We start from the raw sequence: 18,151 nt of genomic DNA, 5'->3' as shown, positions 1-18,151 counted from the left end.
CCATGTCTACGATGTTGATAACCCCCCGCCTGCCGCGACGCATTCCGTTTGCTCTGCTGCTGTCCTTTATTTTTCTTGCCGTGCTGGCGCTGGCCGCCGCGTTCCCCGCCTGGCTGGCTCCGGGCGATCCGCTGCTGGCCGATCCGTTAAACGCCATGCAGCCGCCGTCCTGGCAGCACTGGTTGGGAACCGATCAGCTGGGTCGTGATCTGCTCAGCAGGGTGATTTACGGCAGCCGCTACTCCCTGCTGATTTCGGTGGCGGCTATCGGTCTGGCCGTGGTTGTCGGCACCGCGCTGGGCCTGCTGGCCGGGCTGGCGCGCGGCGTGGTGGATGAAGTGATTGGCCGCACGGTGGATGTGATCTCCGCTTTCCCCGACCTGCTGCTGGCGCTGATGCTGATCGCTTTCACCGGTCCCGGAACCACGAATCTAATTATCGCGCTGGGCGTGGCGTCTGTTCCCCGCTTTGCCCGTGTGGTGCGTGCGCAGACCTTTCTGATTGCCCGCTCCGGCTACGTTGAACAGGCACGTACATTCGGCCAGCCCTGGCCGGTGCTGGTGTGGCGGCACGTGCTGCCACACGCCATTGCTCAGGTTCCGGCGCTGGCAACCCTCGGTCTCGGCACGGCGATTATTGGTACGGCGGGATTAAGTTTCCTTGGTATGGGCCCACAGCCGCCGACGGCGGAATGGGGACTGATGCTGGCCGAGGGGCGTAACTATCTGCGTAACGCCTGGTGGACCGGCGTCTGGCCCGGTGTGGCGATAACCCTGACGGTGGTGGCGGTGAGTATCGTTGGCCGTCACTGGCAGGCTCGATTTGAAGGAAAACAGCGATGACCGCGATTGTCGATATTCAAAATCTCTCGATTCGTTTTGGCGCTCAGACGGTAGTTGACGGGCTTGACCTCAGCATTTACCCGGGTGAGTCGGTGGCGCTGGTTGGTGAGTCGGGGTCGGGTAAAACCGTTACCGCCCGTGCGCTGCTGGGGCTTCAGGCAAAAGGCGCATCGATCGAGGCCGATCGTTTCACGATTCAGGGGCAGCCCGCGCTGGCAAACCGCGAGCGCGACTGGCGGCAGGTGCGCGGCCGGGAGATTGGCTATGTTCTGCAGGATGCACTGGTCTCGCTGGATCCGCTGCGAACGGTGGGTCAACAGCTGGCCGACGCGCTGACGGCCAGCGGTCGGGTTTCCCCCCGCGATATTCCGGCTCGCAGCTTGCAGCTGCTGCATGAAGCGGGCATGGCCGATGCGCAACAGCGGCTGGCGGTCTACCCGCATCAGCTTTCCGGCGGGCTGCGCCAGCGTGTGCTGATCGCCTGCGCGCTGGCCGGGCAGCCCGCGCTGCTGATTGCCGATGAGCCGACCACCGCGCTGGATATGACGGTACAAAAACAGATCCTGACGCTGCTCCGGCGGCGGCGGGAAAACGGCCAGGCGCTGCTGCTGATTAGTCACGATCTGGCGGTGGTGGCCGAGTTGGCCGATCGCGTGCTGGTGATGCGTGACGGCAAGGTGGTGGAAAGCGGTGAAACCCGACAGGTGTTAACCGCGCCACAGCATCCGTGGACCCGCCGACTGCTGCGTGCCATTCCAACGCCGCAGACGCGCGGCTTCCGGCTCGCCAGCGAACGCCCGCAGGCGCTGCCTCCCCGCCCGGCGGTCAGCGGTGAACCGCTGGTCAACGTCAGCAACGTACATAAATACTACGGCGATCGCCACGTGGTGAATAACGTCTCTTTCCAGCTGCGCGCCGGTGAAACGCTGGGCGTGGTGGGCGAATCCGGCTCGGGCAAAAGTTCGCTGGCGCGGCTGTTGCTCGGACTGAGTGAGCCGCAGCGCGGCAGCATTGATATTGCCGGTGAGCGCTGGAGCCAACAGCCGGAAACACTGCGCCGCAGCCGCCGCGCAGGGCTTCAGCTGATCGCGCAGGACCCTCTCAGCTCCTTCGACCCGCGCTACAACGTTGAACGGCTGATTGGCGAGAGTCTGGATACTGCCGAAATCGTCGGAGCGGCACGTCGTCAGCGCGTGCTGCAGCTGCTGGATGAGGTCAGCCTCAGCCCTAAATTACTGCATCGCTATCCGCGTGAACTGTCCGGCGGGCAGCGACAGCGCGTGGCGATTGCCCGTGCCTTTGCGCCAAACCCTGCGCTACTGGTAGCCGATGAGCCGGTCAGCGCGCTGGATGTCTCGGTGCAGGCGCAGATCCTCGATCTGCTGGCCGATATGCAAACTGAACATCATACCGCCCTGCTGTTTATTTCCCACGATCTGGGGGTGATTCACCATCTTGCCGACCGGGTGCTGGTGATGAAAGAGGGGCGGATTGTCGAAAGCGGGGATGTGGAGCAGGTGTTTAAGCACCCTGTTCATCCCTGGACGCAACAGCTACTTGATGCGCTGCCGGCGATGCCCGGCCGCGCTGCCTGAGATAAAGGAGCACTATCATGAGTCAGACCCAATCCCAGCTGCGTCTGGGTGCGATTATTCAGGGGCCTTCCGGCAATATGTCGGCATGGCGTCATCCTGATGCGCAGAGCGATGCCAGTATTAACGTTGAATTTGTGCAGAAGCTGGCAAAACAGGCGGAGCAGGCAAAATTCGATTTCCTGTTTGTCGCCGACGGGCTGTATATCAATGCCCAGTCAATTCCGCATTTTCTCAACCGTTTCGAACCGATCACCCTGCTTTCCGCACTGGCGCTGGTGACGAATAAAATCGGACTGGTTGCCACGTTATCCACCTCCTACAGCGAGCCGTTTACCGTGGCGCGACAGTTTGCCAGCCTCGATCAGCTGAGCGGCGGTCGGGTGGGCTGGAACGTGGTGACTTCACCGCTGGAAGGCTCGGCGAAGAACTTCTCCCGCGATCGTCATCCTGAACACGACGAGCGCTATCGCATTGCCAGCGAGTACCTGCAGGTGGCGAAGGGGCTGTGGGATTCATGGGAGGCCGATGCCTTTGTTCGCAACAAGCAGACGGGGGAATTCTTTGACGCCAGCAAACTGCACACCCTGAACCACAAGGGCCATTACTTCTCCGTGCAGGGGCCGCTTAACGTTGGGCGTTCGCCGCAGGGCCGTCCGGTGATCTTCCAGGCCGGGGCGTCGGATGCCGGTAAGGCTTTTGCCGCCGAAACGGCCGATGGCATCTACACCCGCCAGGAAACGCCGGAGCTGGCGCGGGCGTTCCGTGAAGACGTGCGCCGTCAGCTGGTGGCACGCGGCCGCAGCGCCGATGATATTCGCGTGTTCCAGGGGATCAGCGTGATTATCGGCGAGGATGAGGCGCAGGCAGAGGAACGCTACCAGCAAACCGCCCAGCTGGTGACGGTGGAAAAAGCGCTGGAGTATCTGGGGCGCTATTTCGAACACTACGATTTCAGCCAGCATCCTCTGGATGAACCGTTCCCGGATATTGGCGATCTCGGCCAGAACAGTTTCCGCAGCACCACCGACACCATCAAGCGCGATGCCCGCGAGCGTGGCCTGACCCTGCGTCAGACGGCGCTGGAGGCGGCAACGCCAAGGCCGGGATTCTTCGGCACGGCGGAACAGGTTGCCGACGGGCTGGAGCACTGGTTCCGTTCCGGTGCGGCGGACGGCTTTATCGTGCGCGGCGGCACGCCGACCGCCTTTGATGATTTTGTTGAGCAGGTGATTCCGATCCTGCAGCAGCGCGGACTGTATCGCACCGAGTACGAGGGTAATACGCTGCGTGAAAACCTTGGGCTGAGCGAACCGGAAAATCAGTTTGCTGTGCAGGAGCAGCAGGCGCTGAGCGCCTGATCTGACGCCTTCTTCCCCGTTGCCCGGCAGATCGCATTCGCCGGGCAAGACAGGCAAGCATTCACACCGGAATACAGTCATCGTCTGTATCAAGGCTGCTGCCGGCGTTATCCCACCGCGTCGGGTATCGACCGACGGCGCCTTTCGCTCCCGATCAATCCTCCTCCTTCTTCTGTCATTTGTTTAAATATTATCCATTTAACGCCCGTTGATTTGGCATCCTTTTCTCACGTGTTGCACTGATGTGATGCAATTGTCACCCGTGTTGCACTGCTGCATTTTCTGACGGCTAAACGCCCGAAAATGCCTGTCTCGAAAATAGTCGATGTAACAACATGATTTTTATCAATAAAAAATAACCCCACAAAGATGGCATACATCGTGCTTTGTTAGCTTCATGTCAGTAAAGAGTTCAATGACAGCGAACTAACACGGAAACACGATGAGCGCGAAGAACAAACTGTTCACCCTGATTGAAGCCGCCTGGAGTAGCCAGACGCCGAGCGAAAAACGCATCAGCTCCTGGCTGCTAAGCAACCGGGAACAGATCCCGTTTGAGACGGCTGACAGCATCGCCCAGGCCACCGGCACCAGCGGCATCACGGTGGGGCGGTATCTGCGCAAAATGGGATTCCGTAATCTGGAAGACGTAAAAAGCCAGCTGCGTGAAGCGCCAAGCCAGGTCTACAAACACTGGGGGGTGATCGACCGGCTCGACTCCTGGGAGCAGCAGCAGGCTCTGCCCGACCGGGTGAATCAGTCGCTGCATATGGAGCTGGAAGCCATTCGCTACGTCTATCAGCTGGCGCAAACCGACACGTTTAGGGCGGTCAGCAAACAGATTGCCCAGGCGGATGCCGTGGTGATCCTGGGTATCCAGTCGACACGAGGCATCGCCAATACCTTTTTCAGCCATCTGGAATATCTGCGGCCGCGCGTGAGCTATGCCGAAGGCAGTTCGGGTAGCTGGCTTGAATCACTCAACTCCGAATATGAAAAGCCTTACGTGGTGCTGACCGATACCCGCGCCTACTCCACCGTGGCGCGGCAGTTTTGCCGGGTGGCCGCCGAGCGCGGCGTGGCCATGGCACTGGTCACCGACATGTGGTGCCCCTGGGCGCGTGACTATCAGGCCGATGTGCTTCAGGTAAAAACCGATACCGGCAGCTTCTGGGACTCTCTCGCACCGGTGAGCTGCCTGTATAACCTTCTCCTTTCTGCCGTGGTGGAACAGCTTGGGCCAACACTGTCGGCTCGTCTGGCCCAAAACCGCCTGCTACAGCAGGAATTTGGTCAGTTTGAACGTTAAAAGCAGGGATTAAAGCATGATTCGCGAGACACACCTTATCGACATTGCTGAGCAGTTTCCTCAGCTGAAGTTCGATATGAAATATGCCACGGCCGACAACATCACCGGCCAGCAGATTTACAGCACTGCGCTGTGCCTGCTGCATGCTGATGCGGTTAAGGCGCTGGAAAAGAGTATCGACATCGCCCGCCTGGCGGGCTTCACCCTGCTGGTGCTGGACGCCTATCGCCCGCAGAAAGCCCAGGAGCTGCTGTGGCGCGCCTGCCCCAACCAGGACTACGTAGTGCCGCTGAGCCAGGGATCGAACCACAGCCGGGGGACGGCAATTGACGTCACGCTGCTGGACGCCGATGGCCACGCGCTGGATATGGGCACCGGGTTTGATGAAATGGACGAATTATCCCATCCCTACCATCCCGCACTGGCGCAGGCTGCACAGCGCAACCGGCTGCTGCTTAACGCGGTGATGTTCGGCGGGGGCTTTACCGGTATTGCGACCGAATGGTGGCACTTTGAATTACCGCAGGCGTCGGTTTATCCGCTTATTGATGATGTTTTCTCCTGTATTTCACCCGCACCGATTGACGGAGTCTTACCATGAACAAGACGTACACAGCATCAGGTTATTTTCGTCCACTTTTACTGGCGGCACTGGTAGCCGTTTCAGCTCAGGCGATGTCAGCCGTTCCGAAGGATATGCTGGTGATTGGCAAAGCGGCCGATCCGCAAACGCTCGATCCGGCAGTGACCATTGATAATAACGACTGGACCGTGACTTACCCCGCCTATCAGCGCCTGGTGAAGTACAAAACCGAAAACGGCAAAGGCTCGACCGACGTGGAGGGCGATCTGGCCGCCAGCTGGAAAAGCTCCGAAGACGGAAAGGTGTGGACCTTTACGCTAAATAAGGGTGCTCAGTTCGCTGACGGCAGCGAGGTTACGGCTGAGGCAGTGAAGCTCTCTTTTGAACGACTGATGCGGATTAAACAGGGGCCGTCCGAAGCGTTTCCGGCGGATTTAAAAGTGGAAGCGGTCGATCCGCAGACCGTTCGTTTTACCATGAAGGATCAGTTCGCTCCGTTCCTGTACACGCTGGCTAACGACGGCGCATCGATTATCAATCCGGCGGTGCTCAAGGCGAACGCGGGCGACGATGCGCGGGCATATCTGGCCGAACACACCGCCGGTTCCGGTGCCTATATGCTGCAGCGCTGGCAGAAAGGCCAGCAGCTGGTGCTGGTGCCGAACCCACATTTCGCGGGTGGCAAGCCCGCCTTTAAACGCGTCTCGGTGAAAATCATCAGCGAAAGCGCCGCGCGTCGTCTGCAACTGGAGAAAGGCGATGTAGATATTGCCGACTCTCTGCCGGTTGATCAGTTCGCAGCCCTGAAAAAACAGGGTGAGGTGGCGGTTTATGACTATCCGGCACTGCGGGTCACCTATCTGTATCTGAACAATGCCAAAGCGCCGTTAAATCAGCCGGATCTGCGCCGTGCGGTGTCGTGGGCGACCGACTATAAAGGCATGGTTGACGGCATTTTGGGCGGAAACGGCAAACAGATGCGCGGGCCAGTACCAGAGGGCATGTGGAGCTATGACGCCTCTGCCATGCAGTATTCGCTGGACTTAACCAAAGCGAAAGAGGCGTTCGGCAAGGTGGCGGATAAACCAAAAACGCTGTCGTTCCTTTATTCCGATAACGATCCGAACTGGGAGCCAATTGCCCTGTCAATGCAGGCCAATCTGCAGTCGCTGGGTATCAACGTGAAGCTGGAAAAACTGGCTAACGCCACCATGCGTGAACGCATTGGCAAAGGGGACTATGACATTGCCATTGGTAACTGGAGCCCTGATTTCGCCGACCCGTATATGTTTATGAACTACTGGTTTGAATCGAATAAAAAAGGGCTGCCCGGCAACCGTTCCTGGTACGCCAATCCGCAGGTGGATACGCTGCTGAATCAGGCGGTATCGACCTCTGACCAGGCACAGCGCACCCAGTTCTATCAGGCCGCGCAGAAAGTGGTGATTGATGAAGCCGCCTACGTTTATTTATTCCAGAAGAACTACCAGGTGGCGATGAATAAAAACGTTAAGGGCTACGTCTTTAATCCGATGCTGGAACAGATCTTCAATATTTCCGAGATGAGTAAGTAAGTCGTTCATTCATCCTTATTCCGCAGGATCGGTTTCGAGCCTGCTAAGGAAGCCATATGAGTTTCTGGAGTTTAATCCGGCAGCGAAGCTGGGGACTGCTGCTGGTTGTCGCCGGCGTTTGCGTGATTACGTTTATTATTTCACATCTGATCCCCGGCGACCCGGCGCGACTGCTGGCTGGGGACCGGGCCAGCGATGAAATCGTGCAGCATATTCGCGAACAGCTGGGGTTGAACCTGCCGCTCTGGCAGCAGTTTATCCGCTATGTGGAACAGCTTTTACATGGCGATTTGGGGATGTCGATCCGCACCGGACGCCCGGTGCTGGAAGATTTGAAAACCTTCTTCCCGGCCACACTTGAGCTGGCGCTCTGTGCGTTGCTGATTGCTCTGGTGGTCGGCGTTCCGCTGGGCGTACTCTCTGCGGTGTATAAAAACCGCTGGCTGGATCATCTGGTGCGCCTGCTGGCGCTGACGGGTATTTCCACACCGGCATTCTGGCTCGGACTGGGTGTTATCGTGCTGTTTTACGGCAAGCTGAATCTGCTGCCCGGCGGCGGCAGGCTGGACGACTGGCTTGATCCTCCTGCTCACGTCACCGGTTTTTATCTGATTGACTCCCTGCTCAGCGGCGACATGGAGGCATTTGTTAATGCACTGACTCACCTGATCCTGCCCGCTACCACTCTGGCTTTTGTGCATCTGGGCATCGTGGCTCGCCAGATCCGTTCGGCGATGCTGGAACAGCTCAGCGAGGATTACGTGCGTACGGCATTAGCGAGCGGGCTGAGTAAATTCACTATCGTGGTGCGCTATGCCTTGCCTAACGCGCTGATCCCGTCGGTGACGGTGCTGGGGCTGGCGCTCGGCGATCTGCTGTACGGTGCCGTACTGACCGAGACGGTATTTGCCTGGCCGGGTATGGGGGCCTATGTCGTTTCTTCTATTCAGGCGCTGGATTTCCCGGCAGTGATGGGCTTTGCCATCGTGGTTTCCTTTGCTTACGTGCTGGTTAACCTGCTGGTCGACCTTCTTTATCTGTGGATTGACCCGAGAATGGGTCGTGGAGCGTAACCGATGATGTTAACTCAGGAACAGCCCGCCATTGCCCGGGCTACGCCCCGCGCTTCGGCATGGAAACGCCGTCTGTGGATGATTCGCCAGAGTCCGTTAACGGTGGTGGGCGGCGCGATTATCGTGTTAATGCTTCTGTTGATGATTTTTGCGCCATGGCTTGTCCCGCAGGACCCCAACGCCATTAATCTCGCCGAACGCCTGCTGCCGCCGGGGGCCGGGCACTGGTTCGGCACTGATGAGGTAGGCCGCGATCTGTTCAGCCGGGTGCTGATCGGTAGCCAGCAGTCCGTTGCCGCCGGTCTGGCTGTCGTTCTGGTGGCGGGAATCAGCGGGTCGCTGCTCGGTTGCCTGTCCGGTGTACTCGGCGGCCACAGCGATGCCTTTATTATGCGCCTGATGGACATCATGCTGTCGATTCCGTCGCTGGTGCTGACCATGGCGCTGGCCGCCGCGCTCGGCCCGAGCCTGTTCAACGCTATGCTGGCGATTGCAATTGTGCGCATCCCGTTCTATGTGCGGCTGGCCCGCGGTCAGACGCTGATTGTTAAGCAGCACACCTTTGTTGAGGCTTCCCGTACCTTTGGCGCTTCGCGCTGGCATTTGATCAGCTGGCATATTCTGCGTAATGCGCTGCCTCCGCTTGTGGTGCAGGCTTCCCTTGATGTGGGCAGCGCAATTCTGATGGCGGCTACGCTGGGCTTTATCGGCCTGGGTGCCCAGCAGCCGACCGCAGAGTGGGGCGCGATGGTCGCTATCGGCCGCAACTATGTACTCGACCAGTGGTGGTACTGCACCTTCCCGGGTGCGGCCATTTTGATTACTGCCGTCGGATTTAACCTGTTTGGCGACGGCATTCAGGATTTACTCGACCCGAAAGCCGGAGGACGTAACTGATGCAGGACAGAATACTGACCATTGAAAATCTTCGCCTCAGTTTTCCGGTGTACCAGGGGGAAGTGAGCGTACTGAACAACGTATCGATGCATATCAACCGCGGAGAAATTGTCGGCGTTGTCGGTGAGTCCGGCTCCGGCAAGTCCGTTACCGCCATGTTGTCCATGCAGTTGATCCCCCGGCATACCTATCGGGTGAACAGCGGCAGGCTGGAAGTCGCAGGAAAAGACGTGCTCAGCGCCAGCGAAGCGGAGATGCGGCAGATGCGCGGCAACAGGGTGGCGATGATTTTTCAGGAGCCGATGACCGCGCTGAATCCGACCCGCCGCATTGGCAAACAGATGGTGGATGTGCTGCGTCAGCATAGGCCGCTGTCGGTCAGCCAGGCCCGCGAGCGTGCCGAAGCGCTGCTGAAAGATATGCAGATTGCTGACCCGCATAATGTGATGCAACGCTATCCGTTTGAACTGTCCGGCGGGATGCGGCAGCGGGTGATGATCGCGCTGGCCTTCTCCTGCGAGCCGGACCTGCTGATTGCCGATGAGCCGACAACGGCGCTGGATGTGACGGTTCAGCGCCAGGTGCTGAGGCTGTTGAAAGAAAAAGCCGCCGCCACCGGCACCGCCGTGCTGTTTATCAGCCACGATATGGCGGTGGTCTCTCAGGTTTGCGACCGGATTTATGTGATGTATGCCGGTTCGGTGATCGAAAGCGGCAGTACGGCCAGCGTTCTGACCCAGCCGTCGCATCCCTACTCTGCCGGGCTGCTGGAATGCTCACCGGACAGCGCCGAACCCCGCGCGGAACTGGCCTCGATTCCCGGCACCGTGCCTAATTTGGCCAGCCTTCCGACGGGCTGCGCCTTCCGCGAGCGCTGTTTTGCAGCGGGTGATGCCTGCGGTAAAGCACCGTTACTGCGTACTGCTGGCAGTGTCGACCGGCAGGTGGCCTGCTGGTATCCGCAAAAGGAGGCGGTAAATGTCTGAATCCCTGCTCGAACTGAATGACGTCCACGTTAATTTCCCGGCCAGAACCAACTGGCGGGGGAAAGTCACCGAGCGCGTTCATGCGCTTAACGGTCTGGATATGGTGGTCCATCGCGGCGAAACGCTGGGCATCGTCGGCGAGTCCGGCTGCGGAAAAAGTACCCTGGCGAAGCTGCTGATGGGCATGCTGAAACCGACTTCGGGGAAACTGGAGCTGGCCCGATCGCCAAATTCGTGGCTGGGACGGGGTATGCAGATGGTCTTCCAGGACCCGCTCTCCTCCCTCGATCCGCGACTGCCGGTGTGGCGAATTATTACAGAACCGGTGTGGATACAGTCGCGTAGCGATGAAAAGGCCCGCCGTCAGCTCGCGGAGTCGCTGGCCGCGAAGGTCGGTATTCGGCCCGAGTATCTTGACCGCCCGCCCCACGCCTTTTCCGGCGGCCAGCGGCAGCGTATCGCCATTGCCCGCGCGCTTTCCGGGCAGCCGGACATTATGGTGCTGGATGAACCCACTTCCGCGCTCGATATTTCCGTGCAGGCGCAGATCCTTAATCTGCTGGTTTCATTACAACAGCAGCAAAACCTCACCTACGTGCTGATTTCCCATAACGTGTCTGTGGTTCGCCATATGAGCGACCGCGTGGCGGTGATGTATCTGGGGCAAATCGTCGAGATTGGCGAAACGCGCCAGGTGCTGGATGCGCCGCAGCATCCGTATACGCGACTGCTGATGGAGTCGGTGCCGCGCATCGGTGCTCCGCTGGATGGCGCTCCGAGCAATACGGAACTGCCGGGAAATCGTCAGCTACCTGCGGGCTGTTATTTCCGCGAACGCTGCCCTTATGCGACAGCCCGGTGCAGTGAAGTGCAGCCGCTGCGAAAGTTGGCCAACGGTCATTCCGTCAGGTGCTGGCAGGCGGGGGAGTCAACATCGTTGCAGTAAATCCAATCGTTTTCCCCGGGGAATGTCGCCCGGGGAGGACGTAGTGCACCTCGTCACACTTCCCGTCCCACCGTTCAGCGAGGTTAAAAGAGCACCATATTGATCAAAATAGTTACAACATACAATATGCGCATCAAACCAATCAGCAAACCTATGTAACAGAGAGACCTAAATGAAGATTGGCAAAACATGCACCAGCTAAGCAGGAATTAAAAGGCTGAAACTGGCGCAGTTCCTTAAACGCCAACTGGTTACGACTCAACATAGCACCGCTGCCGGTGAATCCAGTCCGCCACACCTGGCAGCACTCCCGGGGCATAGGCTTTCTGTCCGAGCATCAAAAAAGCCCCCTGCTTCCACAAGGGCCACTGCGACGTCAGCTGATAGTCGAACAGCGCACTCCGCAGCAATCCATGAGTCGCCCCGCTCACCTGCCGCAGGCATCTCGGCGTATTCGCCGGCAGCGATTCTTTCCACCGTTCGACGGACTCATCGGAATCAACATTTCGGTCCGCTTCACCCATCAAAAGCTGAACTGGCGTGGTCATCTGGCGGATATCCTCACGAGCATCCGCCAGCGCATTCCGTCGCTCAAAATCCTGCCGGTTACAGTGAGAAAGGCAGGGACGATCGACTGCCTGGCGTGAATACTGTTTATCGAAAGCTTCTGTTTCATCGGCCAGCGCTTTCGCTATTTCACCGTCAGGCACGCCTTCCGACAGCAGCCTTTGCCGCATAAAATAAAAGCCCTGGCTACGCCAGTTAATCGCGGCCCCAATCAGCACGGCAAAATCCGCGCGGCTCTGGCGACTGGCGCGCGGTACAACCCAGCCAGCCTGGGAAAATCCCAGAAAGCCCAGGGAACTATTTTGCAATTCGGGAAGCGCTTTCAACTTTTCCAGCGCCCGCGTGGCTTCATCGGCACGGTCGGCCATGGTTTGCGCCAGCCAGTTACCGCTGCTGCTACCTACGCCAGGTTTATCCCAGGAGAAAACCGCGATCCCCTGCGAGAGCAGATAATTCACCAGCGGCAGATAGCCCCCGGCCGACCAGCGATCCTGCGCACCATCCCCATGAACCAGCAGAACCACCGGCGGTGAAGATATGCCATCCGGCAACAGCAGCGTTCCTTCCAGCCGGTCTGCGCCCTGGCTGAAAACAACATGACGCTGCCAGGCAGAATCGGGCAGTTCAAATGCCTGAAGCCTGCTCAGTACCGCTATTATCATCACCATTAGCAATGCGATGAACGGGAGAACAATTCTCAACATCCATTTTCCGCGAGACATATCATCCTTTCACATCCGTGCCGACCGGATACTTTTCAAGTCGTTCCGTAGCCAGCGATGAGCTTCCCGACTGCGGGTTTCGTAATAAACTGGATATAACACTAGCAGGATCGTTCACGATCCTCAAAATGCAGGGTCAGTGCCGGTATCTTTAACGGCTGGATAACCGCAAACCCGCCTCGGCTACAATCTCCACCAGAAAATCCGCCACTGCTCTGACCCGTGCCGATGCGGTCAGCTCGGCATGCGTCACCAGCCACAGATCTTCACTAAAGACGCAATCGGCAGGGATCGCTATTCTCAGTTCGCTCTCCTGCGCGGCAATAAAACCAGGCAATACGGCCAGGCCCAGGCCCGCTTTTACCGCAGCCAGCTGTGCCACCAGACTGGTTGTCACCATTACGGAAGGCGCATTCGGGTAATTTTCAGCTAACCATCTCGCCGAGGGAAGATGCCCGTAGGCAGGCTCCCAGGTGATAACCCCCCTTCCCTGTAGCGGAAGATCGTCAGGGGCCGGATGCCTTTCGAGGTACGTTTTCGAACCGTACACCGCCGAATCAATGCGGCCCACTTTACGAATTTTCAGCGACTGCTGTTCCGGCCGCACCAGGCGGAGTGCGATATCAGCATCGTGCCGGGACATCGAGACGGTATTTATCCCGGTTATCACTTCCAGCACGATATCGGGATATCTTGCATTGAATCGCGGCAGCGCAGGAATAATCAAATGGCTGGCCAGCGTCATTGCCGTTGCCAGCCTGACCTTTCCCGCCGGGCGCATATCCGTGCCGGAAATATGACTCTCCAGCGCCAGGATTTTTCCTTCCACTTCTTCGGCATAGTGCAGCACGTCCTGCCCGGCATCCGTTAAGAAGTAGCCGGTCTGATGATGAACAAACAGACGGGTTTTCAGGCTGCCTTCCAGCGCATTAATTCTTCTTGCTACGGTTGACTGACTGACCCTTAGCGCGGCCGCCGTTTTCGTTAAACTTTGCGTACGCGCGACGGTAAGAAAGAAGCGCAAATCGTTCCAGTCCACAGTAAATTCCCCGTTACCGTTTTCTATTATTGGAAAATGATTGTCCTGTTTTGTCTGTTTTTTCCCAAATCCGCCATAACTATACTGCCTGAAATGATACGTAACCTAATGATTTAAAGATAAAGAGGGTTTTTATATGGCACAGGAAAATAACCTAAGCACATCAAATTTGACTGCCACTGAAGTTGTCAAACGCTATTTCGCCGCATTTGCCAGAGGCAATATCGCGGACGCTATCGCCCTGCTGGATGAGAACGTTGTCTGGCATATCGACGGCGATCCGAGCGTTTCTACCACCGGTCTGCTGTGCGGGCAGAAAGAGGTCAAAAACTGGCTGGAGCGCTTTCCTGAAAACTTCAAGCCAAAGGTCTTTGCCATCAACGAACTTATTGAACACAACGGCAGCGTGCTGGCTATCGGTCGCTTTCGACATACGGTGTTAAGCAGCGGTAATACCATCGGTAGCGATATGATTATTCATTTCACCGTCGAAAATTCGAAAATTACCCGCTATCAGATATATGAAGATTCAGCACTGCTACAGCGTGCTTTTGATGCCAATGACAGCTGGCACAATCAGCAGGTCAGAATTAACGGCACTCTCTATCGCTACCTCGACTGCGGTGAAGGCCCTACCCTGCTGTTTGCTCACGGGCTGCTGGTTGATCGCGATGTCTTTGCGGCACAGGTCCGCGTACTCAGTCAGACACATCGCTGCATTGTGCTGGATATGCCTGGCCACGGGCAGAGCGGCTACCGCCCCGATGGCTGGACGCTGGATGATATCAGCAGCGACCTGGCGTTAATGATCCGTGAGCTGTCGTTAGGCAAAGTGACGTTTGTGGGACAGAGCCAGGGCGGGATGGTGGGAATACGACTGGCAGCGCGGGAGCCGGAGTGCGTATCGGGACTGGTTTTGATCGGCACCAGCGCCAGGGCTGAGTTCCCGGAACGGCTCGATAGCTGGAAAGCGCAGCGTGAGGTGATACGCAACGGCAGCGATGAGTCGCGTGAATCGCTGTTCAGGGATATTCAGCACCGGCTTAACGGAGAGCGCTGGCTTGCAGATCGTCCGGATGAGGCCCTGCGTGAACGCGCCGTGATGCTGAGCCATAACCGAACCGGACTGGCACTTGCGCTCGATGCCGCCGTATTCACCCGAGGCGATATCCGGGCGCTGCTGCCGATGATTACCGTGCCCACACTGATTATCAGCGGTGAAAGCGATCGGGCTACACCACCTGAGTTAAGCCATGAGATGGCGCAAGCGATACCCGACTCAACGCTGCAACTGTTACCCGAAACGGGGCACCATCCCACGCTTGAGTCAGCTGAAGCGGTGACCGACGCTATTGCCGCATTTTTATCTCTGCACCCGAAGGATTGATCCTAACGGCCAGTCGCGGTACACCATGTACCGCGACCTCTGAGTATGAATAACGCAAAATAAGTATTTAAAAATACGTTAATCATAAAAAATCCATATTATCGTTATTTTAATCAGTGCAGAATGAATAAAACATGATTAATTACGTCTCAACATCATTCTTTACATGATTGCCATCCTGCATCCTATACTTACCGACATACCGCTGCTAAAATTCGCCCATTTTTAATAACTAACGAAAAGTGAGGCCTGAAGCATGTCCTGGAAATATCTATTAAGGCGCATTGCATTCAGTCCCTATGACTATAAAGCCACTCATATTAATCCGGAAAAAGTCAGTCTGGCCGTTATTCATATTCCAGATCAAATCGGAGATGCGATGTCAATTTTTCCGGTGATACGTTCGCTGGAAAGGCAAAAAGTCGACCATCTTATTATTGTAGCATCCACGCTGAACAAAACGGTCTTTGACGATCTGATTTTAGCTTCGACCAGGCTCACCGTGATTGAGATGACCTTTCAGGATAACGCAGGCCTGGCGGAAGTGAAGGCGGTAGCGCTGGAGATACGTAAAGCGTTTGGCACACCCGATCTCTGCGTTGAAGCGATGCGGAAAAACAATTTTAAAACAATGTGTTTCATAAAAAACCTGAAGGCTAAAACTAACTTTCAGGTGGTGGGATTATCCCTGAAATGCTTTTCGCCAGCATGCAAAATCCCGTCCAGAATGGATCAGATTTTTCGCGCACCGGTGCCGTTAACATGGTCAATTATGATGCGCGAAGCCGGATTTCCTCTGGTGCGGCCCCAATTCGAATTTCCTCTGGGTGAGGATGTGCAAAATGAAGTGCGGGAAGACCTCGATTATGCGGGAAAATATGTTGCACTCAATTTTGAAGGCAGCGTTGATGAACGGACTTTTTCAGCGGCAATGATTAAAAAAATAATAGTATTAATCAGGCAGCAGCTAAAAATTCCGGTGGTAATTGTCCACAGTCCTAAAGGAATGAATACCGCCATTGAATTAGAACAGATGTGCGATCATGTTTATCGCCTGAACCTGGCACCATCCATAAAACGCTCCGCTGCGGTGATTAAAGACGCGTTTATCGTCATCACGCCGGACACGTCGATATTACATATTGCCAGCGCGTTTAATATACCGACCCTTGCCATTTACGCCAATTATAAAACGCGCTGGCCGGCCATGCAGGATATCGCGGAAACGATCGTCGTTGGAAATCACATTAACGATCTCAATCTCGATGAGTTCTCTATGGCCTTACGGAGCCTGCTGACGCGCCTTGGCCTGCCTCATGAAGATCGGGAAGTGCCTGCAGGCCATGCTGTGAACGAATGATATTGATAAATTCTCGCAGGGCCGGATGAACGTATCGCCTGCTGCTGTAGTAAATATGAAAAGGCTCGCCATAAGATGAGTGTGCGGGCATGACATTCACCAGCGCACCCGCAGCAAGCTCGTCACTCACGCGCGATTCCAGCACATAGGCCAGACCTGTACCGGCTTTGGCTGCCGAAATTGTGGTTTCCGTATCCTTGATGGTGATATGGCCCGGAACATTGATACTGATGCCGCCTTCAGGTGAATCAAATTCCCAGCGATAACGCGCGTTATTCCCCAGTAATAGCTGGATGCAGCGGTGTTTTACCAGATCTGCCGGTGATGCGGGCACGCCGTATTGCTCAACGTACTGCGGAGAACCAACCACGATCCAGCGCTGCGCACCGGTAAGCGGCACGGCGACCATATCCTCCGGCACCAGATGACCGTAGCGCATACCGGCATCAAAGCCTTCGGCGGTGATATCGACCGGCCTGTCCTCCACCACAATGCTGAGCCTGACCTGCGGGAAGCGTTCGGAGAATATCGGTAAGGCAGGAGCAACCAGCAGCCTGGCCGCATCGGCAAAAACGTTAACGCGCAGGGCACCGAAACTGTTACGGCCGGGCGCATCCAGTGTTTCAATCGCGGCAGAAATGGTGTCAAATCCCTCACCCAGTTTTTCAGCGAGCTGCTGACCTAACGCCGTTGATGATACCGCCCGGCTGGTGCGGTTAAGCAGGCGGGCATCCAGGCGCGCTTCCAGCCGCCGTATTGCATGGCTGACCGCCGAAGAGGTCAAACCCAGCTCAATCGCCGCCAGCTTAAAGCTGCGGCAGCGCAGCACGGTCAGAAAAACCTGAAGGTCTGCGAAATCAATGCGCTCCATAACGATGTTGATCCTGATTAACGGCTTGAGGGGACGGTAAACATCTATTATTGCGGGCTATATAATCTGGTAAAGGCAAGACTCTGCAATCATTCTGCTGTCTGCCCCGATGTAGCGAGTCATCTTTGCCCTTTAAGCCAGCCCGGAATAAAATCTCCGGTTAATTTATCCATCCAGCCACCTTATAAGGTGGCTATTAATTTAAATGGCCTTACGACTTATTTTTTTCGCTGTTGCTTAGCTCTTCGATGAACGTAGCTCTTTCTTTCAATTTTTTATATTCATCAGTCTCACCAATTAATCTACCCAGCTCATGGAACGAATGGATTATTGCTCCAGCCTCTCGGGTTTTATTTTTCTTTGAAAGTAAGTTGGCAAGAAAAATTTGTGCCCTAGCAACAACGATTAAAATCTCTTCGTTATCAGAATCACTAAATCTTTTTATTATGTCGCCACATGCTTTTTCTTCGTCTTCAGCGTTTGATTCAAAAACTAAACCAAGCATAGAACGGGCAACCATTAACTGAATCGCATCGTCTTTATTTTGACTAAAGCGTTCGATAATCTCTTGGAATCCCTGACGCTTCTCTTCACCTTCAGCACCAACCGCAAGATTGTACATTGACCGGGCAACCCGTAGCTGAATAGCGTCGTCTTTGTGTGATCCAAAGCGGTTGATAATTTCTCGGTATCCCTGACGTTCCTCCTCCCCCTGAGATTCAAGAGCAAGGTTCAACATCGCCCGGACAACCTGTAACTGAATAGTATCATCTTTGTGTGAACCAAAGCGGTTGATAAGCTCTCGATAACCTTGACGCTCCTCCTCACCCTGAGATTCAAGAGCAAGGTTAAACATCGCCTGGGCAACTTCCAACTCAAAAATACTGTTTACATGTGAACCAAACCGATTTATCAGTTCGCGATAGCCCTCACGTTCTTCTTCACCGCCAACCGCAATTGCCAGATTGAGCATCGAGCGGGCCACGCGTAACTGAATAGCGCCGTCTTTGTGTGAACCAAAGCGGTTAATAAGTTCACGATA

General features: G+C 56.1%; 16 protein-coding genes. 12 read left to right on the top strand and 4 right to left on the bottom strand.

Going from position 1 to position 18,151, the window contains the following annotated elements; translation table 11 throughout:
* The first annotated feature begins 2 nt into the window (after nt 1–2).
* The 10 genes from IBT47_RS02345 to IBT47_RS02300 all read left to right on the top strand — a co-directional run bounded on the left by IBT47_RS02345 (nt 3) and on the right by IBT47_RS02300 (nt 11,163).
* Nucleotides 3–842, top strand: a complete 840-nt coding sequence (locus IBT47_RS02345; RefSeq protein WP_234471666.1) for an ABC transporter permease — start codon at nt 3–5, stop codon at nt 840–842.
* On the top strand, nt 839–2,437 hold the full coding sequence (locus IBT47_RS02340; protein WP_200559000.1) for an ABC transporter ATP-binding protein: 1,599 nt from the start codon (nt 839–841) through the stop codon (nt 2,435–2,437). The genes IBT47_RS02345 and IBT47_RS02340 overlap by 4 nt, the downstream gene beginning before the upstream one ends.
* Before the next feature lie 17 nt (nt 2,438–2,454).
* A complete protein-coding gene (locus tag IBT47_RS02335) occupies nt 2,455–3,795 on the top strand; it encodes an LLM class flavin-dependent oxidoreductase (RefSeq protein WP_200544970.1) in 1,341 nt (446 codons plus the stop codon).
* Between the two features lie 442 nt (nt 3,796–4,237).
* Entirely contained in the window at nt 4,238–5,104 is an 867-nt protein-coding gene (locus IBT47_RS02330) for a MurR/RpiR family transcriptional regulator (protein ID WP_200544971.1), read from the top strand.
* 16 nt (nt 5,105–5,120) lie between these two features.
* Nucleotides 5,121–5,705: a D-alanyl-D-alanine dipeptidase gene (gene ddpX, locus IBT47_RS02325; protein WP_200558999.1), complete on the top strand. Its 585-nt coding sequence runs from the start codon at nt 5,121–5,123 to the stop codon at nt 5,703–5,705.
* Nucleotides 5,702–7,261, top strand: a complete 1,560-nt coding sequence (locus IBT47_RS02320; protein ID WP_200558998.1) for an ABC transporter substrate-binding protein — start codon at nt 5,702–5,704, stop codon at nt 7,259–7,261. The genes ddpX and IBT47_RS02320 overlap by 4 nt, the downstream gene beginning before the upstream one ends.
* Before the next feature lie 56 nt (nt 7,262–7,317).
* Nucleotides 7,318–8,334 carry an ABC transporter permease gene (locus tag IBT47_RS02315; protein ID WP_200558997.1) on the top strand — a complete coding sequence of 339 codons (1,017 nt, stop codon included), beginning with the start codon at nt 7,318–7,320 and terminating at the stop codon, nt 8,332–8,334.
* A 3-nt stretch (nt 8,335–8,337) separates the two neighbouring features.
* Complete coding sequence (gene ddpC, locus IBT47_RS02310) at nt 8,338–9,231, top strand: D,D-dipeptide ABC transporter permease (RefSeq protein WP_105591715.1); 894 nt, start codon at nt 8,338–8,340, stop codon at nt 9,229–9,231.
* Nucleotides 9,231–10,217, top strand: a complete 987-nt coding sequence (locus tag IBT47_RS02305; RefSeq protein WP_200558996.1) for an ABC transporter ATP-binding protein — start codon at nt 9,231–9,233, stop codon at nt 10,215–10,217. The genes ddpC and IBT47_RS02305 overlap by 1 nt, the downstream gene beginning before the upstream one ends.
* On the top strand, nt 10,210–11,163 hold the full coding sequence (locus tag IBT47_RS02300) for an oligopeptide/dipeptide ABC transporter ATP-binding protein (RefSeq protein ID WP_200558995.1): 954 nt from the start codon (nt 10,210–10,212) through the stop codon (nt 11,161–11,163). Before IBT47_RS02305 ends, IBT47_RS02300 begins: the two co-directional genes overlap by 8 nt.
* Nucleotides 11,164–11,414: 251 nt before the next feature.
* Here the strand turns inward: IBT47_RS02300 and IBT47_RS02295 are convergent, their stop codons facing one another.
* Together IBT47_RS02295 and IBT47_RS02290 are read right to left on the bottom strand one after the other, a co-directional pair.
* Nucleotides 11,415–12,434 carry a S9 family peptidase gene (locus IBT47_RS02295; RefSeq protein ID WP_200558994.1) on the bottom strand — a complete coding sequence of 340 codons (1,020 nt, stop codon included), beginning with the start codon at nt 12,432–12,434 and terminating at the stop codon, nt 11,415–11,417.
* Nucleotides 12,435–12,603: 169 nt separating this feature from the next.
* Nucleotides 12,604–13,491 (bottom strand): LysR family transcriptional regulator, encoded by an 888-nt coding sequence (locus IBT47_RS02290; protein WP_200558993.1) that lies wholly within the window; start codon nt 13,489–13,491, stop codon nt 12,604–12,606.
* A gap of 169 nt (nt 13,492–13,660) precedes the next feature.
* On the opposite strand from IBT47_RS02290, the gene IBT47_RS02285 reads away from it, so the two are divergent.
* Nucleotides 13,661–14,878: an alpha/beta fold hydrolase gene (locus IBT47_RS02285; protein ID WP_234471665.1), complete on the top strand. Its 1,218-nt coding sequence runs from the start codon at nt 13,661–13,663 to the stop codon at nt 14,876–14,878.
* Nucleotides 14,879–15,134: 256 nt separating this feature from the next.
* On the top strand, nt 15,135–16,238 hold the full coding sequence (locus IBT47_RS02280) for a glycosyltransferase family 9 protein (protein ID WP_200558991.1): 1,104 nt from the start codon (nt 15,135–15,137) through the stop codon (nt 16,236–16,238).
* Here the strand turns inward: IBT47_RS02280 and IBT47_RS02275 are convergent.
* On the bottom strand, nt 16,153–17,109 hold the full coding sequence (locus tag IBT47_RS02275; RefSeq protein WP_200558990.1) for a LysR family transcriptional regulator: 957 nt from the start codon (nt 17,107–17,109) through the stop codon (nt 16,153–16,155). The two genes, IBT47_RS02280 and IBT47_RS02275, sit on opposite strands and share 86 nt — an antisense overlap.
* Nucleotides 17,110–17,320: 211 nt before the next feature.
* Nucleotides 17,321–18,151: hypothetical protein (locus IBT47_RS02270; protein ID WP_200558989.1), on the bottom strand; the 831-nt coding region annotated here is incomplete at its 5' end.

Origin of the sequence: Erwinia sp. S43 (assembly GCF_016624745.1) — a bacterium.
Taxonomy (GTDB): Bacteria; Pseudomonadota; Gammaproteobacteria; order Enterobacterales; family Enterobacteriaceae; genus Erwinia; species Erwinia coffeiphila.
Note: the sequence above shows the minus strand (reverse complement) of the source record. Positions and strands in the feature narration are given on the sequence as shown.